Origin of the sequence: Streptomyces sp. NPDC051064 (genome assembly GCF_044455985.1) — a bacterium.
Classification (GTDB): domain Bacteria; phylum Actinomycetota; class Actinomycetes; order Streptomycetales; family Streptomycetaceae; genus Streptomyces.
The window spans coordinates 568,432-589,764 of record NZ_JBITFK010000001.1 but is presented as its reverse complement, the minus strand read 5'-3'; the positions used below and the strand labels follow the sequence as shown (position 1 = coordinate 589,764).

Here is a 21,333-nt window from a genome sequence, read left to right as displayed (position 1 = left end):
GACACGGTCGCTCCACTCACATGGTCCTCGCCGACCGACGGTAGGACATCACGGCGTACCCGCCGAACAGCATCAGCCACCCGCCCAGTACGGCCACGGACCCGGCCCCCGGGGCGTGCCCGGCGATCGTCGACCAGCCCAGGTCGGCGAACCCGTGCGCGGGGGTGAACCCGCCGACGGCGCGCAGCCATCCGGGGAACGCGCCGAGCGGGAACCACAGCCCGCCGACGAGCGCGAAGCCCATCAGGCAGGCCACGTTGACCACACCGGTGCCCTGCGGGGTCAGCCGGTACCCGTTGCCGATGCCGAGCAGGGTGAACGGCAGCGCGCCGGTCCACAGCAGCAGCACCAGCGCGACCCACTGCCAGACCGCCAGCCGCACCCCGTTGACGAGCGCCCCGGCCAGCAGCACGGTCAGGACGGTCGGCAGGACCGTCACCGAGCCGCTGATCGCGCGGCCCGTCACCGCGCGCCACGGGTCCAGCGGTGTGATCCTCAACTGCTGCAGCCAGCCCAGGGACTTGTCCGACGCTATGCCCGTCCCGATGGCCATGGCGGAGCCGAGCGCCCCGTACGCCGCCATGCCGACCATCGACGCGGCCTTCCAGTCGTCGTAGGTGCCGCTCCCGCCGAGATTGGTGAAGAGCAGATACATCATCACCGGCATGCCCGTCCCGAAGATCAGGAACGTGGGGTCACGCAGGGTCCGCCGGATCTCGAGTGCGATGTAGGGGAACATCACGCGGCCTCCTTCACCAGGTCGGCCGTCGGTTCGGTGAGGGAGAGGAACGCGTCCTCCAGGGTGGCCCTGCCGACCTGGAGACCGCGTACCGCGCCGATCCGCGCCAGTTCGACGACCGTCGCGTCCGAGTCGTCCGTACGCAGCAGGGCCCGGCCCCCGCGCACCTCGACGCCCAGGACGCCGGGGAGCGACCCGAGTTCCGTGGCCGAGCGGCCCGCCAGGTCGAGGGAGACCAGACCGCCGCCCGCCGACCGCTTGATCACCTCGCCGCTGCCGTCCGCGACGACCCGGCCTTTGTGCAGGACCACGATCCGGTCGGCGTTCCCGTCGGCCTCCTCCAGATGGTGCGTGGAGAACAGGACGGTGTTACCTCGTTCGGCGAAGGACCGGATCGACGCCCAGAACGCGCGCCTCGCCTCCACGTCCAGAGCGGATGTCGGCTCGTCCAGCACGACCAGTTCGGGACCGCCGGCCAGCGCGACGGCGAACCGGACGCGCTGGATCTGACCCCCGGACAGCTTGTCCACGCGCCGGCCCGCGTACTCCGTCACCCCCGCGAGGGCCAGCGCGTCGGCCACGGGCAGCGGGCGCGGGTAGAGGGACGCGACGAAGCGGACCAGCTCACCCACCGTCACCCGGGGGACCGGGCGGCCGTCCTGGAGCATCGCCCCGGCCAGCCCGGCGCGGACCGCCCGGCCGGGGGCGCGGCCGAGGAGGCGCACCGTCCCCGAGTCGGGCTCGTTCAGGCCGAGCAGCAGACTGATGGCCGTGGACTTCCCCGCGCCGTTGCGGCCCAGCAGGGCGACGGTCTCGCCCCGTCCGATCGTGAGATCCATACCGTCGACCGCCCGGACGGTGCTCCCCGCCCGGCCGAACGTCTTGACCGCCGCGGTGAACACCACCGCAGGTCCCTTCCCCTTGGTCCCCGTTGTCCGTGTCATGGCGACGACGCTACGGACCGGGGCGCCCCCGGCGGCAGGGGCGTGTGTACGGACTCCGCGATGACAAATGTCCTGGGTGCGCGCGCTGTTGGGGGCGGGACGCAGCCGCCGTGACGCCGGGAGCCGCCGCAGCCGGGCGGCTGCGACGGCTCCCGCATGCGGTACGGAGCGGTTCAGGCCGCCGCGCTGCCACCCCCTTCGGAGGGACGGCGGTGACGGCCGTGCGGCTGCGCCGTCACGCTCTCCGCAGATGCGCCTCCTCGGTGCTTTCCGTAGCCGCCGGCTTCGACCCGTTCCGCGTCCGCCTCGGGCGGACGCGTCTGGGTCGTGTCGGTTCGGGCTTCAGACATGTGGGAAGTCTCCCCGTTGCAATCGCTTACGTGTGTGTCGCAGCCCGCCGCCACCCCGTCACGGTCACCGTCGGCTTCCGCGCGGAACGGCTGCGTAGCCCGGAGCCGAGTTTATCCAGGTGGCGTACGCCCGGTGAGAGGCGCCTGCCCCAGGGGAACGGGCGTGCACACGCCGCGGGCCGGGGCGGCATCGGACGTGTTCGTTCCGAACGCGGCGGCCGGGTGCGGATCGTCCACGGGAGCCTCCAGCAACGCCACGGCACAGGGGGCGCCCTCCTGCGAGTAGGGCAGGTGCAGCACCCCTTCCCGGGTCCAGAAGCCGGATCCGGTCATCCACCCGCCGGGCGCCGCGAACTGGTGCAGCCGGCGCCCCGCCGGACGCCACAGCCCCACCCAGCTGCCCGCCGCCCCGTCGATCCGCAGAGCCACCGCGCAGCTCTCCGGCATCAGCATCTGGCCGGGCTGCACGGCGAACGGTGTCAGCGTCCCGTCCGGTGTGCGCAGGCACTCCGGGAAACGCATGGGGAGGCAGCTGCCGAGCACGCCCCAGCCGAGCCGGTCGTGGCCCGGCGCGTCCGACCGGACCAGCAGCAGGCCGCTGTCCGCGTCGGCCATCAGCAGCCGGTCGTTGCTCTCCGGCGCGATCTGCAGCAGAGGGGTGACTTCCCCGCCGCGCTCCAGGTCCACGACGACCGCCTTCACCGGGCCACCGCCCGGCATCTGCCGGTCCAGGGCCAGCAGCCGGCCCTCGCGGTCGAGCCAGACGCCGCCCGAACAGCGTCCCGGGACATCGGCGACATGCTCGGGACCGAACGCGCCGCCCGCCACCAGCCAGACGCCGGTGGAGCGTTCACCGGGGAGCAGGGCGTAGGCGCTCATGCCGTCCGGGGGCGGGGGGAGGAGCACGAGTTCCGGGCAGTCGAGGGCGCCCAGCGAGACCTCGCCCGTGCCGGGCCCGGTCGGGTAGAGGAGGGAGAACGTGTGCGTGCCGGGTTCCACCTCCCGCCGGATCAGGACCCGCCCGTCCGAGAGCGGCAGTACGTCGGAGGAGGCGTCCTCCGGGCGGTCCAGCGGGAGGGGCACGGCGTAGGGCTCCGGGCCGTCCAGCGTCCAGCGCTCGGGGAACCAGCCGGGCCCCTCAGCCTCCCCGGCCGGGGTGAGCCGCGCCGCGTAGGCGTGGTCGGCGGCGAGGGTGAGCGCGGGCGGCACGAGGCGCGACGGCGTCCGGGGGCGGGGTGCTCCGGCACGGTCCCCGCGGGACGCGGCTTGCGCGGGGGGTGCCGACGGGGCAGGGGGAGCGGGCGGCTCGGACGGGACCGGTGGTGCGGGGGGAGCGGGCGGCTCGGACGGGACCGGTGGTGCGGAGGGGGCAGGCGGTACGGAAGTGCCGTGCGGGCCCGTAACGAGGGAGGGGGCTGCCCCGCCGGATGCGCCGTGCGGGCCCGTACCGGCGGAGGCGACTGCGCCGTCGGGCCCCTCGTGCGGCCCGGATCCGGTGGATGCGGCAGTCCCTTCGGGGCCGGTCCGCGCCCCGCCCGGATCGGCGTCCTCGTCCGGCGTCCCCGCTCCGGCCGGGTCCGCGCCCTCGTCCGGGGCGCCCGCGCCGAGGGGTTTCACGGGCTCGGCCGGCCCGTCGGGCTCCGCGGCCTCGGGTGTGGGGCCGGCCGCCGCGGTGGTCCTCGCGGTTCCGGCGGTCTCGTCCTCGATGGCACAGGCAGTCATGGTCCGGTCACCTCCGGCAACCGAAGCTAGGTTTCGCACTCCCCACCGGACAACACGAGCTACGCCACTTCACACATAAGGGTGCCGATGTCCCTGTTCGCCTGCGAAGCCGGGGGTGGCTGTGCTGCCGGTTCCGTGCGGGCTAAGGTGAGCCTTCCCTAAGAATTTCCTGTGTATGTCCCGAACTGGAGCAGAACATGTCCTTCAGGCGCCGCGGCACCGCCGCGATCGGTCTCGCGGTGGCGGCCGCCCTCTCCCTCTCGGCGTGCGGCGACGACACGGCCGGCGGGGCGGCGGGCGGCGACGCGGGCGGAGACAAGAAGGCGGCCGTCGCCACGGGCGGCAAGGACTTCGCCGACGCCGCGAAGAAGACGGCGGCGTACGGGACCGACGCCGAAGCCGGTGAGTTCCCCCGTACGCTCACCCACGCCATGGGAAGCACGAAGCTCGAAGCCGCGCCGAAGCGCGTGGTCGTGCTGGACGTCGGCGAGTTCGACAACGTCGTCTCGCTCGGTGTGAAGCCCGTCGGCTACGCCCCGTCCGAGGGCGACGAGGCCATCCCGTCGTACCTGAAGAAGGAGGCGGGGAACCCGGCGAGCGTCGGGACGATCAACAGCCTCAACCTGGAGGCGATCGCCGGTCTGAAGCCGGACCTGATCCTCGGCAGCCAGCTGCGCGCGGCGGACAAGTACGACGAGCTCTCGAAGATCGCGCCGACCGTGTTCTCCATCCGCCCGGGATTCACCTGGAAGGAGAACTACCTGCTGAACGCCGCCGCGCTCGACAGGACCGCGAAGGCGGAGTCCGAGCTCGCGGCCTACGAGGCGAAGGCGAAGAAGCTCGGCGCGGACATCGGCCCGGACAAGCCGACCGTCTCCATGGTCCGCTACATGCCGGACAAGATCCGGCTCTACGCCAAGGCATCCTTCATCGGCACGATCCTTCAGGACGTGGGCCTGCCGCGGCCGAAGAACCAGCAGATCGACGACCTCGCCGCGGAGATCAGCTCCGAGAACATGGACCAGGCGGACGCAGACTGGATCTTCACCGGTGTCTACGGCGACGCGAAGGCCACCAAGCGCGACACCGCCCGCGCCAACCCGCTGTGGAAGAACCTCGCCGCGGTGAAGGCCGGCCAGGCCAAGGACGTCTCCGACGAGACCTGGTACCTGGGCCTCGGAGTCACCTCCGCGAACCTGGTCCTCGACGACCTCCGCGCCGACCTCGTCAAGTGACGGCGAACGGCCTCGCCCTGTAACGATTCGCCCCTGGCCGCCGGTCCCGCTGCACGGGCCCCGGCGGCCAGGGGCGCCGGGCCACGGCGGACAGGTAGCCTTTCCTACGTGCCCCGTCTGTCTGAAGTCATCGCCGAGCTCGACGCCCTCTGGCCTCCCGAGCGGGCCGAAGGATGGGACGCCGTCGGCACGGTCTGCGGTGATCCCGGAGCGGAGATCGACCGGGTCCTCTTCGCCGTCGACCCCGTCGAGCAGATCGCCGACGAGGCCCGCACCCTCGGCGCCCAGCTGATCGTCACCCACCACCCGCTCTATCTGCGCGGTACGACGACGGTCGCGGCCTCCACCTTCAAGGGCCGGGTCGTGCACGGGCTCATCAAGCACGACATCGCCCTGCACGTCGCGCACACCAACGCCGACACCGCCGACCCCGGGGTGTCCGACGCCCTCGCGGGCGCCCTGGACCTGCGGGTCACGGGCCCCCTCGTGCCGGACCCCACCGACGCCGACGGGCGCCGCGGGCTCGGCCGGATCTGCGAGCTCGACCACCCCGAGACCCTCCGCGACCTCGCCGCCCGCGCGGCCGCCCGGCTGCCCGTCACCGCGCAGGGCGTCCGGCTGGCCGGCGACCCCGACGCCCCCGTGCGCCGGGTCGCGGTGAGCGGCGGCTCCGGCGACAGCCTCTTCGACGCCGTACGCGCAGCCGGTGTGGACGCCTTCCTCACCGCGGACCTGCGCCACCACCCGGCCTCCGAGGCCGTCCAGCACTCGCCGCTCGGCCTCGTCGACGCCGCACACTGGGCCACCGAATGGCCCTGGTGCGAGCAGGCCGCCGCGCAGCTCGACGCAATTTCCGACCGCCACGGATGGGACCTGCGGGTCCATGTCTCGAAGCAGGTCACCGACCCCTGGACCACCCACCACTCTTCTGGAGCCCCCAACTGAACGCCGCGCCCGCCGACCAGATCCGACTCCTCGAAGTCCAGGCACTCGACGTACGTCTGTCGCAGCTCTCCCACAAGCGCACCTCGCTGCCCGAGCACGCCGAGCTGGACTCGCTCAACAGCGACCTCGCGCAGCTCCGCGACCTGCTCGTCGCCTCGCAGACCGAGGAGAGCGACACCACCCGCGAGCAGACCAAGGCGGAGCAGGACGTCGACCAGGTGCGTCAGCGCGCCGTCCGCGACCAGCAGCGGCTCGACTCCGGCGCGGTCTCCTCGCCGAAGGACCTGGAGAGCCTCCAGCGTGAGATCACCTCGCTGGCCAAGCGCCAGGGCGACCTGGAGGACGTCGTCCTCGAGATCATGGAGCGCCGCGAGTCCGCCCAGGAGCGCGTCGCCGAACTGACCGAGCGCGTGAGCGCGGTGCAGGCCAAGGTCGACGACGCGACCGCCCGCCGGGACGCGACCTCCCAGGAGCTCGACGCCGAGGCCGCCACCGTGGCCAAGGACCGCGAGGTCGTCGCGGGTGCCGTCCCCGCCGACCTGCTCAAGCTGTACGACAAGCTGCGCACCCAGCAGGGCGGCGTCGGCGCCGCACGGCTCTACCAGCGCCGCTGCGAGGGCTGCCGCCTGGAGCTGAACATCACCGAGGTCAACGACGTGAAGGCCGCGTCCCCCGACACCGTGCTGCGCTGCGAGAACTGCCACCGCATCCTCGTCCGCACCTCGGAGTCGGGCCTGTAATGTCCGCTCCCCGCCAGCTGGTCGTCGAGGCCGACGGTGGCTCCCGGGGCAACCCGGGACCCGCGGGTTACGGCGCTGTCGTCGTCGACCCGGCCGACGGCCACACCCTCGCCGAGAAGGCCGAGTACATCGGCGTCGCGACGAACAACGTCGCCGAGTACAGGGGCCTGATCGCCGGCCTGAAGGCGGTGAAGGAGCTCTTCCCGGACACGGACGTGCAGGTCCGTGTCCGGATGGACTCCAAGCTGGTGGTCGAGCAGATGTCGGGCCGCTGGAAGATCAAGCACCCCGGCATGAAGCCGCTCGCCGCCGAGGCCGGACGTGTCCTGCCCGCCTCCTCGGTCACCTACGAGTGGATCCCGCGCGCGGAGAACAAGCACGCCGACCGGCTCGCCAACGAGGCGATGGACGCGGGCAAGCGGGGCGGGCAGTGGGACCCGGCGGCCTCGACGGCCGACGTGGAGACGGTGCGCACGCTGGTCGTCCCGGATCCGCCGCCCCGGTCAGGACCGCCCGGCGACGCGGCGGCGGGCGCGGCGAGGGTCCGCGCCGCCATGGCGGCCGCCCGCCCCCCGGAGGGCGCCGCGCAGAGCGCGTCCGCGACCCCGCAGGTGGGCTGGGGGAGCGCACCCGACCTGGGCGTGCCCGCCACCTTCATCCTGCTCCGCCACGGCGAGACGGCCCTCACCCCCGAAAAGCGGTTCTCGGGGAGCGGCGGCAGCGACCCGGAGCTCTCGGAGACCGGCCGCCACCAGGCGGCGTGCGCCGCCGAGGCGTTCGCCGCCCGGGGCACCGTCCAGGAGGTCGTGAGCTCCCCGCTGCGGCGCTGCCGTGAGACGGCGGAGGCCGTGGCGGCCAGGCTCGGCCTTCAGGTCCGTATCGAGGAAGGTTTGCGCGAGACGGACTTCGGGGTCTGGGAGGGGCTCACCTTCGGCGAGGTGCGGGAGCGTTACGGCTCCGACCTCACCACCTGGCTGGCGTCCCCCGACGCGGCGCCCACGGGCGGCGGCGAGAGCTTCGCCGAGGTGGCGGAGCGGGTGTCGGTGACGCGCGACCGGCTGATCGCCCGTTACGCGGGCCGCACGGCGCTCCTGGTCACGCACGTCACCCCGATCAAGACCCTGGTCCGGCTCGCGCTGGGCGCACCGCCCGAGTCGCTGTTCCGCATGGAGCTCTCGCCCGCGTCCGTCTCGACGGTGGCGTACTACGCGGACGGGAACCCGTCGCTGAGGCTCCTCAACGACACCTCCCACCTGCGGTAGTACGGTTCAGCGGCCGCCGAGCGCCGACGCCTCGGCGGCCAGCCGCTCCACGCGCGCCCAGTCCTTCGCCGCCACCGCGTCGCCCGGGACCATCCAACTGCCGCCCACGCAGCCCACGTTGGGCAGCGCCAGGTAGGACGGAGCGGAGGCGAGCGAGACGCCGCCCGTCGGGCAGAACCGGGCCTGGGGGAGCGGGGACGCCAGCGCCTTCAGATAGGCGGTGCCGCCCGCGGCCTCGGCGGGGAAGAACTTCATCTCCGTGACCCCGCGCTCCAGCAGCGCGACCACCTCGGACGTCGTCGAGACGCCCGGCAGGAACGGCACACCCGACGCCTTCATCGCGTCCAGCAGGGCGTCCGTCCAGCCGGGGCTGACCAGGAAGCGCGCTCCGGCCGCGACGGTCTCGGTCACGTGCGCCGGAGAGATCACCGTGCCGGCGCCGACCACGGCGTCGGGGACCTCCGCGGCGATCGCCCGGATCGAGTCGAGAGCGGCGGCCGTCCGCAGCGTGACCTCGATCGCGGGCAGCCCGCCCGCCACGAGCGCGCGCGCCAGCGGCACCGCGTCGGCCGCGTCCTCCAGCACGACGACGGGGACGACGGGGGCAAGGTCCAGGACGGAAGCGGACACGGCGGCGGGCACGGAGGAGGTCATGGGGTCATCCTGCCGCGAGAACCGCACACTGCGCAACGCGCGTTGCGCATGCTGCAACGTGATCGCGGGTGGGTCGGCGGTGGATCAGTGGATCTCGGTGACCACCACATCGAGCGCCCACGGCCGCCCCGCACGCTCCGGGGCCTGCGCCTCCACCACGTATCCGAGGTCGCGCACCGCCTCCACCAGCTCCGCCGGGCCCTTCGGGGCGGCTCCGGCCAGCAGCAGGTCGCGGACCATCCGGCCCTTCGTCGCCTTGTTGAAGTGGCTGACCACGGACCGCTTCTCCACCCCGTCGACCATCTGGGACTGGAGCACCCGCACACTCGCCGTGCGCTCCGCGACCTCGCCCGAGGGCTTCCACGCCCCGGCGTACGCGGACGAGCGCAGATCCAGGACCAGTCCTTCCCCGGCAGCCTCCGGCATCACCGACGCCATCGGGGCGCGCCAGTACGCGTTCAGCGCTCCCAGGCCCGGCAGCTTCACCCCCATCGAGCAGCGGTACGAGGGGATCCGGTCGCCCACCCGCACCGCGCCCCACAGCCCGGAGAACACCAGCAGCGACTTGCCGGCACGCCGCTTGGCCGCCGTGTCCAGCGAGGCCAGGCCGAGGGCGTCGTACAGCACCCCGGTGTAGATCTCCCCGGCGGGCCGCGTCCCGGCCGTGCGCAGCTCCGCGTTCTTCGCGATCTCGCCGCGCAGCCCCTCGCTCAGGCCCAGCACCTCACGGGCCTTCTCCTCGTCCGCCATCGACAGCTCGACCAGCTCGTCGAGGACCGCGGCCCGGGCGTCGGAGAGGCCCGGCAGGGACAGGGACTCCGGCTTCAGCGGTGCCCCGCGCCCTGAAGCGGCCTTACCTTCGGAGGGCGGCAACAGCACGAGCACGGGGGTTTCTCCTTCACACGCGGCACAGGGCTCCGCGGCGCGTGGGAACCCCCGGCAAGGGTACGGGCCGGTCCACCCGGAGCCCGCCCCGGAGACCGGGATGCCGACCCCACCGCCCCGGCCTAGGCTCGATGGCATGCCCCGCCGCCACCTCCACATGACCGGCGCAGACGGCACCCCGCTGCGGGCGGCCCTGCGTGCCCTGCGCACCGAGCTCGGCCTGCCCGACGGCTTCCCGCCCGCCGTCCTCGCCGAGGCGGGGGAGGCGGCGAAGTCCCCGGATCTCTCCGGCCACCAGGACGCCACGGACCTGCCGTTCTTCACGATCGACCCGCCGGCCTCCACCGACCTCGACCAGGCGATGCATCTCGCGCGGCGCGCGCACGGCTTCCGCGTGCACTACGCCATCGCCGACGTCGCTGCCTTCGTCCGGCCCGGCGGGGCGCTGGACACCGAGGCCCACCGGCGGGTGACCACCCTGTACTTCCCGGACGGCAAGGTCCCCCTGCACCCCCCGGTGCTCTCCGAGGGAGCCGCCGGCCTCCTGCCCGGTGAGACGCGCCCCGCCGCACTCTGGCGGATCGACCTCGACACCGAGGGCCGTACCGTCGCCACCGACGTGCGCCGGGCCCTCGTGCGCAGCCGCGCGAAGCTCGACCACGCGGGCGTCCAGCGGCAGATCGACGCGGGAACGGCCGAGGAGCCCCTCGCCCTGCTCAAGGACATCGGCCTGCTGCGCGAACAGCAGGAGCTCGCCCGGGGCGGCATCTCGCTCGACGTGCCCGAGCAGGAGATCGTCGAACGCGACGGCGGCTACGACCTCGACTACCGCGCGCCCGTGCCCGCCGACGGCTGGAACGCCCAGATCTCCCTGCTCACCGGCATGGCGGCCGCCGGGCTCATGCGGGACTCGGGCACCGGCATCCTCCGTACGCTGCCGGTCGCCCCCGACGGCGCCGTCACCCGGCTCAGGCGCTCCGCCGAAGCCCTGCACATCGACTGGCCGCACCACGTCCCGTACGCCGAAGTGGTGCGCTCCCTCGACCCCTCGAAGGGCAGCCACGCGGCGTTCCTCCAGGAGTGCACCACGCTCCTGCGCGGCGCCGGCTACTCCGTCTTCGAACACGGAGACCTCCCCGCCCCCGCCGTGCACGCCGCCGTCGCCGAGCTCTACACGCACTGCACCGCGCCGCTGCGCCGCCTCGTCGACCGTCACGCCGCCGAGCTGTGCCTCGCGGCGGTCGCCGGACGGCAGCCGCCGGAATGGGTGCTCCAGGCGCTGCCCGGACTGCCGGAGGAGATGGCCGAGGGCGCCCGCCGCGCGAACACCGTGGAGCGCGAGTGCGTCGACCTCGTCGAGGCGGCGCTGCTCGGGGACAAGGCCGGCGAGGTCTTCGACGGCTACGTGATCGACGTCAAGGACAACGAACCGGCCGTCGGCACCGTCCACATCGAGGACCCGGCGATCGTCGCCCGGATCGAGTCCGAAGACCCTCTCCCCCTCGGCGAACGGCTGCGGGTCCGCCTCGTCCAGGCCGACCCCGGCTCGTCGAAGGTGCTGTTCGCGCCCGAGTGAGGGGGGCTTGTCCGCATCTCGTACGATCACGTCCTCGGCTGCGGACTGCGTAGCGACTCCGTACCAGGGAAGGTCTCATGCGTGACTGACCTCGCCACCGCCCCCGCGGCCGGCAGACCCCGGCAGATCATCGCCGCCGCACGCGTCCTGCTGGAGGCGGAAGGCCCCGAAGCGCTCACCATGCGCCGGCTGGCGGACCGGGTGGGCGTCAAGGCGCCGTCCCTGTACAAGCACTTCCCGGACAAGTCCTCCGTCGTGGAGGCGCTGGCCACCGAGATGCTCCGGGAGACCGCCGGGGTCCTGGCGGCAGCCGAGGCGGCGGCCCCGGGCTCCTTCTCCGCGCTCGCCACCGCGTACCGCACCTACGCCCTGGCCCACCCGCACCTCTACCTCCTCACCATGGGCCGCACCCTCCCCGCCACGCGGGCGGCGGACGCGGCGGCGGCCCCGCTGTTCCGTGCCGCCGGGGGCGACGAGGACCGGGCCCGGGCGGCCTGGGCCTTCGCCCACGGAATGGTGGTCCTGGAGCTCAACGGCCGCTTCCCCCCGGGCGCCGACCTCTCGGCGGCCTGGGAGGCCGGCATCGCGGCCTTCACCGCCGGCCCCGCCGGGTAGCATGGTCACCACGGCAGACGAGCCGGGCGGACGGCCGCGTGAGGATCCCCGGATCCTCCCGAGGAACGTCCGGGCTCCACAGGGCAGGGTGATGGCTAACGGCCACCCGGGGTGACCCGCGGGACAGTGCCACAGAAAACAGACCGCCGGGGACCTCGGTCCCCGGTAAGGGTGAAACGGTGGTGTAAGAGACCACCAGCGCCTGAGGCGACTCAGGCGGCTAGGTAAACCCCACCCGGAGCAAGGTCAAGAGGGAGCACCCCGGTGCTCCTGCGCGAACGTCCGAGGGCTGCCCGCCCGAGTTCGCGGGTAGACCGCACGAGACCGGCAGCAATGCCGGTCCTAGATGGATGGCCGTCTCCCCGGCCGCCGCGAGGCGACCGGGCGACAGAACCCGGCGTACAGCCCGACTCGTCTGCCGCCACCAGCGGTTCCGCCTCCGAGTCCCGTGCTGCCCTGCCACGGCCGGGCTGCGAGGGCGTCAGAGGTCAGCTGGGGAGGGGCGTGCCCTGAGCGCCCGCATTGCGTTCGCGCAGGGCGATGCGCGCGAACTTGGTGAGCATCACCCCGTTGCGGACGCCGACGACGTAGTCCACGGGCAGTCCGTGCATCCGCGTCCCGGGGCCTCGGAGGGGGTGCCAGGTCAGATGGAAGAGGGTGTGCTGAGCCCAGGGAGTCAGATACATCGCGATGCGGGCCGCACCGAAGGGATCCGCCTTCGCTTCCAGTTCCAGACGGCGCTCCGGCTCGCAGATGCGGACGACGCACGTGTCGTCGATCACCAGTGGGCCTGCGCCGACGCGGACCTTCAGCCGGGCGCCCACGTCCGGCCAGTGGGAGTCGACGGCGAGGACCTGCCGCGTGCCGCTCACCCATTCCCGGTAACGGTAGCCGTCCGAGAGAAGCCGCCAGACCTCGGATGGCGGAGCCAGGATCAGGCGGCGGGCCCGGGCCATGCGGATCACTCCATTCCAGGGAGAACGGACGCGCCCTGCGGCCCCCAGGAGACGGGTGCACGGCGTCGTCCCGGAAGCCGCAGACGGCCGACGCCGTCCCACGGCCGGACCGGTGCGCAGCCCTTTCACCCTCGTGCCCCGGAGGGGCGCCCGGACACAGACGCGCTGGAGGACGGTGCGGCTGTCACCACTTCGGCCCTCCGGCCTACGACGCGACGACACCGGCCGCGCGGTTCAGCCCTCGATCCGCCACTTCTGATGGGCCACTCCGGCGCACGTCCACAGCCGCAGCACGTCCCCGTCGGCGCGGCCGAGGTTGTTCGCGTCCACGCACTTGTTCGCCTGCGGGTTGACCAGGTCTCCCTCGCCGCTCAGTACGAACTTCTGAGCCGGGACGCCGGTGCACCGGGCCAGCTGGATCGGGGTGTCGTCCTCCTTGCCGGCCCCGGCGACGTCCATGCACATGCCGAGCGAGTGAACGGTGCCGTCGCCGAGGAACTCCCACTTCTGGTTGGCCTTCTCCTCGCATTTCCCGATGGTCAGACGCGTGCCGTCCCTGGCTTCGCCCTGCACCTGATCCGTGGCTTCGATGCAGAAACCGGCGGCCTTGCTGATGATGTGGGATCCAGGCGCCGGGGCGGCCGGCTCCTCGGGCTCCCCGCCGCCGGCGGGAGGCTCCTCCGGCGCGCCCGCGCCGGAGTCCTCCTTCTCCGGTGCGGGATCCGGAGTGGGCGCCTTGGATTCGGCCTGCGGCGACGGCTGGGCCGGGGGCGAAGCGGACGGCGGCAGGGTGCTGACCGGGGAGTCGGCGACCTTCTCCGTGGCGAGGCTGCGTACCTGCGGCTTGTAGGCGAGCCAGATGACGACGAACGTGATGGTGAGGGCCAGGGCGATACCGAGTGCCGTGGCGAGCCACCCCGGCAGGAACCCTCGCTGGACGTAGGTGCCGTCCACGTCGACGGGCTGCGCCCCGGACCTCTGGACGGCCAGCGTGTAGGGCCGTTGTTCCTTCGACCCGAACCAGGTGATCTGCCGGGGCTTCAGCGTCGCGTCGACGAAGACGGCACGGCCCGGCTCGACCTGGATGCTGCCCGGGCGGATGTCGTACGAGAGGGAGTCCCCGTTGTCGCTCCCGCTGACCGACGCGGTGAGCCTGGTGTTCCCGAGGTTGTCGACGGCCAGCTTGGGCCGGGCCCGGAAGCGCCCCTTGACCGTGGGAGGGACCAGCTCGGCCCTGAGCTCGGTGAACGGGGTGATCGTGACGTTGCCCTCGGGGACCGTGGTGGCCTCAGGGTGCTCGGTCGGTGTGATCCGCACCGCGTACGGATTCGCCCCGGCCGTCGCGTCGGGAGTGCGGGGCGGCGCGATCGTCAGCTCCACCGTCGCGGTCGTACCCGGATAGAGCCGGACCGTCTGCGGCTCCACCGTCATCCAGGGGGCGATGTCGCCTACGGGCTCGAAGCGGTACTCGTCGACGACGTCGCCGGTGTTCCGCAGCCGCAGCCGGACGGTCGTACTGCTGCCCGGATCCACCGTGGTCGACGCGGGTTCCAAAGAAGTCCATAGGTCCACCAGTTGACGGTAGGACCGCGCCGGTCCGCGTGTCAGCAAGCCCAGGGGCACACCGGATGTCCGAAGGGGTGCGGGGAGTCTGCCCCTTCTTCCCCGCTCGTCTGCCCTCCCGAACTCCCGTCCGGGGCCGGGGTGAAGGGGCTCCGTCCGGCACCTGAGGCCCTTTCCGGTCATTTGGCGGCTTTCCCGCCCGGGGCGGCCCCGTCCACGCCCCCTCCGCTTCGTACCCCGTGCCGACGCCTTCATCCGCATCGGCGCCACGGCCGCAGTCGGGTTCCGGCCAGAGGCCGATCCCATACCTTCCGGTATGCGGAGGGGAGTTGATCACTTGCGTCCGTGACCCGATAGGCTCCCCTGCGGCGCGGCGAGTTGACTCGAACTCACTCGGCCGCCGCCGCGCTGCCCGCTCCGCGTGCGGCGTTGCGGCGTGTGCGCGATTCCCCCTGTTCGATTGTGTTGCTCTCGAAGGATGCAGATGGAACTTGCCACTCCACCCCCGGCGGCACGCGCACCGGTCGCCTGGTACGGCTGGTGGCTGATGCCGCTGGCCTTAGGAGCCGGAACCGTCGTCACCGCGGTGGCGGGGCCCGATGAGGTCCAGATACCCGCGACGTTCGCGGGTGCCGCGGTCACCGTCGCCGGTGCGGTCTGTGTACGGCTCCTCGTGCGGACCCGGGCCCGGCTCGGCCGCGCGAACGACGAATTCCGCTCGGCCCAGGTCGAGCACTCCCAGCAGCTGTACGCGGATGTGCGGGGCCGGGAGCAGAGATTCGCGGCCGAGCGCTCCGCCCTCGAGGCGCAGCTGGGCGAGCAGGCGGCCACCTTCGAGGCCCGGCTCGCGGAGCACACCCAGGCGTACGAGGCCGACATGGCCGACCGGGCCCGCGCGACGGAGGAGCGGCTCGCGCTCCAGCAGGCCGTCGTCGTCAGGCTCGGCGACCACCACCTCCCCGAAGCCGTCGCGCGGCTCCGGGACGGCGAGGCCATCGACGACATCCTGGCCGAGGCCGCGCAGGAGGCCGACGCGAGTCCGGAGCTGCGCGCCGCACTGCGCAAGGTCCAGCGGACCGCGCTGCTCGCCGTGGAGGAGGAGCTGAACCGCTCCACGTCGGCCGAGCAGGCCGTGGTCGGCATCGGCAGCCGGATCCACGTCCTGACGGGACGGCTGCGCGGCAGGCTCCACGAGATGCAGGGCGAACACGGGCGGCTGCCCGCCGTGGCCCAGGGCCTCATGGAGCTGGACCAGGAGATCGGCCCCGCCGACTGTCTCGCCGCCAGCATCGGCGTACTCGGTGGTTCGGACCGGCCCGGACGCCAGTGGCAGGAGCCGCAGCGACTGCTCAGCGTGGTCCGCGGCGGCATCGGACGCATCAAGGACTTCAACCGCATCCAGGTCCGCCATCTGCCCGAACTCGGCGTCGACGGCGGTCTGGTGGACCACCTCACGCTGATCTTCGCGCACCTCCTCGACAACGCGGCACGCTACTCGCCGCCCACCGAGCCCGTGGTCGTCTCCGGCAAGGAGGTGCCCAACGGCGTCGGCATCGAGATCCAGGACGCGGGCAAGGGTCTGAGCGACGAGCGCAAGCGCGAGGCGGAGCAGGCCATCGCGGGTACCTCGCAGGGACCCGGCCTGGGCGGCATCTCGGAGGACGCCAACCTCGGCCTGCGCGTGGTGGGTGCCCTCGCGCGCCGCTACGGCATCCGGGTCACCTTCGCGGACTCGCCGTGGCTCGGCACCTCGGTGGTCGTGGTGGTTCCCCACAAGTACTTCAGCCATCTGCCCGTCCCCGTCACCGAGCCGGCCAGGCCCGCCGTGGAGAGGGCCGAGCCGGTCCCCGAGCCGGCCCGGGCCGCCGTGCCCGTGGAAAGCACCGAAGCCATCGATGCCATGGACACCACGCCCGGCGGCCTGCCGCGACGCAGGAGCAGGCGGGCGGACACGCCGACAGCCCGGCCGGGCGGATCCGACCGGACCACGGAGTCCGTGGTCGCCGTGCCGCCGGACGCCTCGTTCGCCGGTCTCGCCGCCTTCGCCACGGCCGGGCGCGAAAGCGCTCCACCAGGGGAGTCGACCGCGGACGCCGACCCGGGCGCCCGCGAGACGACTGCCGGCCGTGAGTCCAACCGCACTGAAGAGAGCGACTAGTCCACATGACGCAACAGGGAACCGACGTGAGCTGGGCGCTCCGCGATCTCACGGAGAGCATCCGGGAGATACGTTTCGCCCTCGTGGCCTCCAGCGACGGCAAGGCCATCACCTCCTACGGCGCCGACGACCCCGACGACGTGGACCGCTTCGCCGCCGTCGTCGCGGGGCTGCAGGCGCTCGCGCAGCCGGTGGCCGAGCAATTCCCCACGTACGCGGGACAGCTCCGCCTGGCGATGATCGAGGTCGACGGCGGCCATCTCTTCGTGGTGCGGGCAGGTGTGGAGACCTACCTCGGGGTGCTGGCCAGGGAAGGGCTCGACCAGGGCCTGCTCGGCCATCAGATGAGGGATCTGGCGCGGAGGATGGGTGAGCTCCTCGGCACGAGTCCGCGCCTGGAGGAGAATCCTGGATGAGCGGTCCCCGCCGGCCCACGGACCCACCCGGTCTCGAGCGCTACTACGTCCTCACCGGGGGGCGCAGCGGACCGGGTGGTTCGGCGTCGACCCTGGACGTGGCGACACTCATCATCTCCCGTGCCGCACCCGGGACCGGTCTGCAGCACGAGCACGAGGAGATACTCCGGCGCTGCCGCGATCCGCTGTCGGTGGCCGAACTCGGCGCCCACCTCGGACTGCCCTTCAACATTCTCGCGGTGCTCCTGGCCGATCTGCTGGACGCAGGCCGCGTCGAAGCCCGTGATCCCATCCCGGCGTCAGGAGCCGGCCGCGGGCCCGACCTCGCGCTCCTTGAGGAGGTACTCAGTGGACTTCAAAGGCTTTGACCATCCCGACCGGCAGACGGCGGGAGGCGGCACCCGCTCGGTGAAGGTGATGATCGCCGGTGGTTTCGGCACCGGGAAAACCACCCTGGTGCGCTCGGTCAGCGACATCAAGCCCCTCACCACCGAGGAGACGCTGACCCAGGCCAGCGTGGACGTCGACGACCTGATCGGGGTGGCGGACAAGCAGGAGACCACCGTCAGCCTCGACTTCGGCAAGATCGGCATCAACGAGGAGCTGGTGCTGTACCTGTTCGGGACCCCGGGGCAGGAGCGGTTCTGGTTCCTGTGGAACGGCCTGTTCAAGGGCGCCCTCGGGGCGGTGGTCCTGGTGGACACCCGCCGGCTCGCCTCCAGCTTCCGGGCCATCGAGGAGATGGAGCGGCAGGACGTGCCCTTCGTCATCGCCCTGAACGTGTTCCCCGACTCCAAGGACCATCCGGTCGAGGAGATCCGGGACGCCCTGGACATTCCCGAACACACGCCGGTCGTGACCTGCGACGCCCGTGACCGGAACTCCAGCCGTGACGTGCTGATCGCGCTGATACGTCACCTCAAGGCACGCTCCGCCGTCGCTCTGGAGCCCCGATGACCGACCACCCGGCCGACGGGGAAGCGACCCGGGGCTGCCCCGTCATGCACGGCGGCGCCGACGACCTGACCCGGCTGTACGGGCCGGACGCGGCGATCGACCCGCAGGGCATCTACGGACGGCTGCGCAAGGAACACGGAGCCGTGGCACCGGTGCTCCTGGAGGGGGACGTCCGCGCCTGGCTGGTCCTCGGCTACCGCGAGAGCCGGCGCGTGCTCGACAACCCCCTCCAGTTCAGCCGGGACTCGCGCATCTGGCGGGACTGGAAGGAGGGGGAGGTCGAGGACACCTCGCCGCTGATGCAGATGCTCGGCTGGCGTCCGGACTGCGTCTCCCAGGACGGCGAGCCGCACCGCAGGCTGCGCAGGGCCGTCACCGACAACCTGGACACCCTGGCGGGGCGCGGTATCCGGCGCCATGTCACGCACTTCGCGAACAAGCAGATCGACGCGTTCGCCGGCAAGGGCAGTGCCGACCTGGTGGGCGAGTACGCCGAGTACCTGCCGATGCTCGTGCTCACGCGGCTGTTCGGGCTCCCGGCCGCCGAGGGGCGAAGCCTCGCGGTCTCCTGCGCCCAGGTCATCAAGGGCGGTCCGGACGCCCTCGCGCACAACGACCGCATCATGGAGATCCTGGGGGAGCTCGCCGAGCGCAAGCGCCTCGAACCCGGGCCCGACTTCACCACCGGGCTGCTCGCGCACGACGCCGGACTCGACGAGGGCGAGATCCTCAGCCATCTGCGTCTGGTGCTGATCACCGCGCACACCACGACCAGCAACCTGCTGGCCCGGGTGCTGGAGGCGGTCTTCACCGACCCCGCCCGTCTCTCGGGGCTCGTCAGCGGCCAGCGGGCCGTCTCCGAGGTCGTCGAGGAAGTCATGTGGAGCACCCCGCCGCTGGCGGTCCTCCCGGGGCGTTTCGCCACCGCGGACCTCGAACTGGGCGGTACGCAGATCAAGGAGGGCGACCTGCTGGTGCTCGGGCTCGCCGCGGGCAACCTCGACCCGGACATCCGCCCGGACTCGGGTGTCTCCGTACACGGCAACCAGTCGCACCTGGCGTTCAGCGGAGGTCCGCACGAATGCCCCGGCCAGAACATCGGCCAGGCCATCATCGAGACCGCCGTCGACACCCTGCTGCACCGGCTGCCCGGACTGCGTCTGTCCGTACCCGCCGGCGAACTCACCTCGACCGCCTCCACCTGGGAAGCGCGTCTGGACACCCTCCCGGTCGAGTTCACCGCGGTCTGACCGCGCCCCGCGTCCCCGCCCGGCCGGATCCTCCGGCCGGGCGGGGACGCGGGTGTCAGACGGTGAGCAGATCGTCCAGCGATCCCCGGCCCGCCAGCTCCGCCGTGGCGGCCGGGCCCTCCTTCGCGGCGGCGTAACGGCCCGAGGTCAGCGCCCACTCGTAGTTGCCGCTGATCCAGTGCTGGATGGCTTCCACGCCCATCCGGACCTGGGCCCGCTCCTCGGGGCCGAGGCCGAGCGCCTCACACATCCCCGGGACGTGCGTCTCGAGTGCGAGGTACTCGTCGAGGCACGCCGTCGTCATCCGGTACGCCTCGGCGGCGGCCTCCTCCCACGTGCAGCCGCGCTCCCGGTGCAGGACGGCGATGAGGTTGTGACCGTCCCCCCGGCGCTTCTCGCGCTCGAAGGAGTGGATGTCGTTCATGAAGCCGATCGTGTCCGCGGCGAGGTCCCGCATCCTGACCATCAGCGGGTGCGCCTGCACCTGCGCCGGCACCTCGAAGCCGCGGCTGCGCTCACCCGCGTCGATGCTGTGGTGGATGCCCACCGTGCGACGGCGGAACTCCGCGTACTCCTCGATGCCGAGTGTTCCCGCACGCCCCTCGGCCGCCAGGTCGACCTCCTCGGTGTGGGCCACGAGGAAGCGCCCCCAGGAGGCGGCGAACCGCGTCCGCCAGGTCAGGGACATACCATCCGAGAGACGGGCCCACACCTGGGCCCAGGCCAGGGTGATGGGGCAGAGCACGCGGGGAGGCGTCCCGGCGGGGCGCAGGGGTGTGGCTATCAGCTCCCGCGCGACCTCCGCTATGCGGTCGGCGCGGTCCGGGCTCCCGGAGTCGAACTGGTCGTCGAAGAGAAAGGCCAGGGAGAACCAGTTCATCAGGACGACCATGTCTTCGGCCGAGGCGTAGGGGTACGTACGCGCCGCCGCCTGCGGCAGGTCCCAGGACTGGTACTCCTCGAAGCCGGCCTGGCTGCGCACCAGGCCCATCTCCCACACCCAGCGCAGGTGGTGCTCCCGTGCGTACGCCAGGTGTTCGCTCACCGGCGTCTTGAAGGGGAGGTCGAATGTGACGTCCTGCGGCATGTGGCGGGTCCTCTCTTGAGACAGTTCACAGGCCCCCGCCCCGTGACCGGGCGATCGAAAATGACGCCCATTGACTTGAAGTGCGCATTTTGAGCCACAAATTGATGGTCCATCATGTGCGCCCTCATGCTGCCCAGACCCTAAACGATCTATGCCGCAAGATCGCCTCGAAGAAGATCTTCCGGAACCGGCGCCTCCATGCCCCTGCGCCGCAGGCTCAGACCTGGCCCAGATCCGAGCTGAGCCAGCGCTGGGGGCGCATGTGGATGACGACCTGTGCGCCGTGCTCCTTCCAGGCGAAGTCGACGTAGCCCTCGACCTTCTCGGCGGGGAGGTAACGCGAGGACATCTCCACCAGCTGCTCGCGGGTGGCGGGCAGCGTGGCGATGACCGGGCCCTCGACGGAGACGTAGCGGATGGTCGGTGTGAGACGGTCCGCCATGATGCTGAAGCGGCCCGCCCGGGCGATGGCGGTCCCCTTGCGGGAGTCTCGACCGGTCATGATCCACAGGTCGCCGCCAGGTGCGTACTGGTACCAGATCGGCACGGTGAGCGGGGCCCGTCCCTCCTCGGCCGCGTCCACGGCCAGTGCGCCGATATGCGGTTCGGCCAGGAACTGCTCACGCTCGGTGCGGGTCAAAGCCATGGCTGGGCTCCTCGGTCGGGCGGTCGGTGGTGCCTCAAGGCGGCATTATGCAACGCTCGCCCCGTTACGGCGGCGGAACCCGCCGTCCCGGCCGACACCCCTGCTATATCTGTGCGTTCACCGATACGGGGGAGCGGAGCATGAACCGGAACACATCGGTACGCCTGCGGACGGCGACCGCCGGGGACGCGGAGGCGATCACCCGGGTCTTCCTGGCCTCACGGGCCGCCGCGCTGCCCTACCTGCCGCGGGTGCACAGCGACGAGGACACGCTCGCGTGGATCACCCATGGCGTGCTGCCCGGCTGCAGGGTGTGGGTGGCCGAGGGGGAGGAGGGGGAGCTGCTCGGATTCGCCTCGCTGGACGGGGACGAGCTCGACCAGCTCTATCTGCGGCCCGACACCCTGCGGCGGGGCTTGGGGACGCTGCTTCTGGAACGGGTGAAGGAGGCCTCGCGCGGCGAGCTCGGCCTGTACACCTTCCAGCGCAACTCCGCCGCGCGCGCCTTCTACGAGCGGCACGGTTTCGTCGCCGAGGCGTACGACGACGGCGCCCGCAACGAGGAGAAGGAGCCGGACGTGCGGTACAGGTGGACGGCCGCCGGCTGAGCGGCGGGCGGCCTGGGCCGAGCGG

Annotated in this window: 22 protein-coding genes and 1 other RNA gene; 13 read left to right on the top strand and 10 right to left on the bottom strand. The window is 72.4% G+C overall.

All coding sequences use genetic code 11. The features are described 5' to 3' along the window. Positions 1-16: 16 nt before the first annotated feature. The 4 genes from ACIBCU_RS02750 to ACIBCU_RS02735 form a co-directional block, all read right to left on the bottom strand. Positions 17-739, bottom strand: a complete 723-nt coding sequence (locus ACIBCU_RS02750) for an ABC transporter permease (protein ID WP_362931321.1) — start codon at positions 737-739, stop codon at positions 17-19. After that, positions 739-1,644: an ABC transporter ATP-binding protein gene (locus tag ACIBCU_RS02745; RefSeq protein ID WP_399229724.1), complete on the bottom strand. Its 906-nt coding sequence runs from the start codon at positions 1,642-1,644 to the stop codon at positions 739-741. The genes ACIBCU_RS02750 and ACIBCU_RS02745 overlap by 1 nt, the downstream gene beginning before the upstream one ends. A gap of 212 nt (positions 1,645-1,856) precedes the next feature. Next, positions 1,857-2,033 carry a hypothetical protein gene (locus ACIBCU_RS02740; protein WP_399228753.1) on the bottom strand — a complete coding sequence of 59 codons (177 nt, stop codon included), beginning with the start codon at positions 2,031-2,033 and terminating at the stop codon, positions 1,857-1,859. A gap of 111 nt (positions 2,034-2,144) precedes the next feature. After that, on the bottom strand, positions 2,145-3,755 hold the full coding sequence (locus ACIBCU_RS02735) for a hypothetical protein (RefSeq protein WP_399228751.1): 1,611 nt from the start codon (positions 3,753-3,755) through the stop codon (positions 2,145-2,147). 197 nt (positions 3,756-3,952) lie between these two features. Here ACIBCU_RS02735 and ACIBCU_RS02730 point away from each other — a divergent pair, with 197 nt between their 5' ends. The 4 genes from ACIBCU_RS02730 to ACIBCU_RS02715 all read left to right on the top strand — a co-directional run bounded on the left by ACIBCU_RS02730 (position 3,953) and on the right by ACIBCU_RS02715 (position 7,937). Continuing rightward, positions 3,953-4,990 carry an ABC transporter substrate-binding protein gene (locus ACIBCU_RS02730; RefSeq protein WP_399228749.1) on the top strand — a complete coding sequence of 346 codons (1,038 nt, stop codon included), beginning with the start codon at positions 3,953-3,955 and terminating at the stop codon, positions 4,988-4,990. A gap of 108 nt (positions 4,991-5,098) precedes the next feature. Then, complete coding sequence (locus ACIBCU_RS02725) at positions 5,099-5,935, top strand: Nif3-like dinuclear metal center hexameric protein (RefSeq protein WP_399228746.1); 837 nt, start codon at positions 5,099-5,101, stop codon at positions 5,933-5,935. After that, positions 5,932-6,675, top strand: coding sequence for a C4-type zinc ribbon domain-containing protein (locus ACIBCU_RS02720; protein WP_362931401.1), 744 nt, complete (start codon positions 5,932-5,934; stop codon positions 6,673-6,675). The genes ACIBCU_RS02725 and ACIBCU_RS02720 overlap by 4 nt, the downstream gene beginning before the upstream one ends. Continuing rightward, positions 6,675-7,937, top strand: coding sequence for a bifunctional RNase H/acid phosphatase (locus ACIBCU_RS02715; RefSeq protein ID WP_399228744.1), 1,263 nt, complete (start codon positions 6,675-6,677; stop codon positions 7,935-7,937). Before ACIBCU_RS02720 ends, ACIBCU_RS02715 begins: the two co-directional genes overlap by 1 nt. A 6-nt stretch (positions 7,938-7,943) precedes the next feature. Here the strand turns inward: ACIBCU_RS02715 and eda are convergent, their stop codons facing one another. Together eda and yaaA are read right to left on the bottom strand one after the other, a co-directional pair. Beyond that, positions 7,944-8,591 carry a bifunctional 4-hydroxy-2-oxoglutarate aldolase/2-dehydro-3-deoxy-phosphogluconate aldolase gene (gene eda / locus ACIBCU_RS02710; protein ID WP_362931311.1) on the bottom strand — a complete coding sequence of 216 codons (648 nt, stop codon included), beginning with the start codon at positions 8,589-8,591 and terminating at the stop codon, positions 7,944-7,946. Between the two features lie 84 nt (positions 8,592-8,675). Next, positions 8,676-9,476 carry a peroxide stress protein YaaA gene (yaaA, locus tag ACIBCU_RS02705; protein WP_362931309.1) on the bottom strand — a complete coding sequence of 267 codons (801 nt, stop codon included), beginning with the start codon at positions 9,474-9,476 and terminating at the stop codon, positions 8,676-8,678. Positions 9,477-9,612: 136 nt separating this feature from the next. Here yaaA and ACIBCU_RS02700 point away from each other — a divergent pair, with 136 nt between their 5' ends. From ACIBCU_RS02700 to rnpB, 3 genes are all read left to right on the top strand, one after another. Then, complete coding sequence (locus tag ACIBCU_RS02700; protein ID WP_399228741.1) at positions 9,613-11,052, top strand: RNB domain-containing ribonuclease; 1,440 nt, start codon at positions 9,613-9,615, stop codon at positions 11,050-11,052. Between the two features lie 81 nt (positions 11,053-11,133). Beyond that, positions 11,134-11,667 carry a TetR/AcrR family transcriptional regulator gene (locus ACIBCU_RS02695; protein ID WP_362931305.1) on the top strand — a complete coding sequence of 178 codons (534 nt, stop codon included), beginning with the start codon at positions 11,134-11,136 and terminating at the stop codon, positions 11,665-11,667. A gap of 18 nt (positions 11,668-11,685) precedes the next feature. Beyond that, an RNA gene (rnpB, locus tag ACIBCU_RS02690) (RNase P RNA component class A) lies at positions 11,686-12,085 on the top strand. A 70-nt stretch (positions 12,086-12,155) separates the two neighbouring features. On the opposite strand, the gene ACIBCU_RS02685 is transcribed toward rnpB, so the two are convergent. Beyond that, positions 12,156-12,623, bottom strand: a complete 468-nt coding sequence (locus tag ACIBCU_RS02685) for an SRPBCC family protein (RefSeq protein WP_362931302.1) — start codon at positions 12,621-12,623, stop codon at positions 12,156-12,158. A gap of 234 nt (positions 12,624-12,857) precedes the next feature. Then, on the bottom strand, positions 12,858-14,195 hold the full coding sequence (locus tag ACIBCU_RS02680) for a ricin-type beta-trefoil lectin domain protein (RefSeq protein ID WP_362931300.1): 1,338 nt from the start codon (positions 14,193-14,195) through the stop codon (positions 12,858-12,860). 475 nt (positions 14,196-14,670) lie between these two features. On the opposite strand from ACIBCU_RS02680, the gene ACIBCU_RS02675 reads away from it, so the two are divergent. From ACIBCU_RS02675 to ACIBCU_RS02655, 5 genes are read left to right on the top strand one after another with little or no spacing between them, the layout of a single operon-like run. Continuing rightward, positions 14,671-16,344: an ATP-binding protein gene (locus ACIBCU_RS02675; RefSeq protein ID WP_399228738.1), complete on the top strand. Its 1,674-nt coding sequence runs from the start codon at positions 14,671-14,673 to the stop codon at positions 16,342-16,344. A 5-nt stretch (positions 16,345-16,349) separates the two neighbouring features. After that, entirely contained in the window at positions 16,350-16,760 is a 411-nt protein-coding gene (locus ACIBCU_RS02670) for a roadblock/LC7 domain-containing protein (protein ID WP_356707453.1), read from the top strand. Then, positions 16,757-17,128 (top strand): DUF742 domain-containing protein, encoded by a 372-nt coding sequence (locus ACIBCU_RS02665; RefSeq protein ID WP_362931296.1) that lies wholly within the window; start codon positions 16,757-16,759, stop codon positions 17,126-17,128. The genes ACIBCU_RS02670 and ACIBCU_RS02665 overlap by 4 nt, the downstream gene beginning before the upstream one ends. Then, complete coding sequence (locus ACIBCU_RS02660; protein WP_362931294.1) at positions 17,109-17,717, top strand: ATP/GTP-binding protein; 609 nt, start codon at positions 17,109-17,111, stop codon at positions 17,715-17,717. Before ACIBCU_RS02665 ends, ACIBCU_RS02660 begins: the two co-directional genes overlap by 20 nt. Continuing rightward, positions 17,714-18,967 (top strand): cytochrome P450, encoded by a 1,254-nt coding sequence (locus ACIBCU_RS02655; protein WP_362931292.1) that lies wholly within the window; start codon positions 17,714-17,716, stop codon positions 18,965-18,967. Before ACIBCU_RS02660 ends, ACIBCU_RS02655 begins: the two co-directional genes overlap by 4 nt. Positions 18,968-19,022: 55 nt before the next feature. Here ACIBCU_RS02655 and ACIBCU_RS02650 read toward each other — a convergent pair whose 3' ends face one another. Continuing rightward, a complete protein-coding gene (locus ACIBCU_RS02650; protein WP_362931290.1) occupies positions 19,023-20,054 on the bottom strand; it encodes a 7-epi-alpha-eudesmol synthase in 1,032 nt (343 codons plus the stop codon). A 217-nt stretch (positions 20,055-20,271) separates the two neighbouring features. Continuing rightward, positions 20,272-20,700 (bottom strand): pyridoxamine 5'-phosphate oxidase family protein, encoded by a 429-nt coding sequence (locus ACIBCU_RS02645; protein WP_362931288.1) that lies wholly within the window; start codon positions 20,698-20,700, stop codon positions 20,272-20,274. 140 nt (positions 20,701-20,840) lie between these two features. On the opposite strand from ACIBCU_RS02645, the gene ACIBCU_RS02640 reads away from it, so the two are divergent. After that, a complete protein-coding gene (locus tag ACIBCU_RS02640) occupies positions 20,841-21,308 on the top strand; it encodes a GNAT family N-acetyltransferase (protein WP_362931286.1) in 468 nt (155 codons plus the stop codon). The last annotated feature ends 25 nt before the right edge of the window (positions 21,309-21,333 follow it).

Coding starts and splice junctions, on each gene's coding strand:
- ACIBCU_RS02750 (WP_362931321.1), bottom strand. CDS start 739: ATGTTCCCCTACATCGCACTCGAGATCCGGCGGACCCTGCGTGACCCC.
- ACIBCU_RS02740 (WP_399228753.1), bottom strand. CDS start 2,033: ATGTCTGAAGCCCGAACCGACACGACCCAGACGCGTCCGCCCGAGGCG.
- ACIBCU_RS02735 (WP_399228751.1), bottom strand. CDS start 3,755: ATGACTGCCTGTGCCATCGAGGACGAGACCGCCGGAACCGCGAGGACC.
- ACIBCU_RS02730 (WP_399228749.1), top strand. CDS start 3,953: ATGTCCTTCAGGCGCCGCGGCACCGCCGCGATCGGTCTCGCGGTGGCG.
- ACIBCU_RS02715 (WP_399228744.1), top strand. CDS start 6,675: ATGTCCGCTCCCCGCCAGCTGGTCGTCGAGGCCGACGGTGGCTCCCGG.
- eda (WP_362931311.1), bottom strand. CDS start 8,591: ATGACCTCCTCCGTGCCCGCCGCCGTGTCCGCTTCCGTCCTGGACCTT.
- ACIBCU_RS02700 (WP_399228741.1), top strand. CDS start 9,613: ATGCCCCGCCGCCACCTCCACATGACCGGCGCAGACGGCACCCCGCTG.
- ACIBCU_RS02685 (WP_362931302.1), bottom strand. CDS start 12,623: ATGGCCCGGGCCCGCCGCCTGATCCTGGCTCCGCCATCCGAGGTCTGG.
- ACIBCU_RS02675 (WP_399228738.1), top strand. CDS start 14,671: ATGGAACTTGCCACTCCACCCCCGGCGGCACGCGCACCGGTCGCCTGG.
- ACIBCU_RS02670 (WP_356707453.1), top strand. CDS start 16,350: ATGACGCAACAGGGAACCGACGTGAGCTGGGCGCTCCGCGATCTCACG.
- ACIBCU_RS02665 (WP_362931296.1), top strand. CDS start 16,757: ATGAGCGGTCCCCGCCGGCCCACGGACCCACCCGGTCTCGAGCGCTAC.
- ACIBCU_RS02655 (WP_362931292.1), top strand. CDS start 17,714: ATGACCGACCACCCGGCCGACGGGGAAGCGACCCGGGGCTGCCCCGTC.
- ACIBCU_RS02650 (WP_362931290.1), bottom strand. CDS start 20,054: ATGCCGCAGGACGTCACATTCGACCTCCCCTTCAAGACGCCGGTGAGC.
- ACIBCU_RS02645 (WP_362931288.1), bottom strand. CDS start 20,700: ATGGCTTTGACCCGCACCGAGCGTGAGCAGTTCCTGGCCGAACCGCAT.
- ACIBCU_RS02640 (WP_362931286.1), top strand. CDS start 20,841: ATGAACCGGAACACATCGGTACGCCTGCGGACGGCGACCGCCGGGGAC.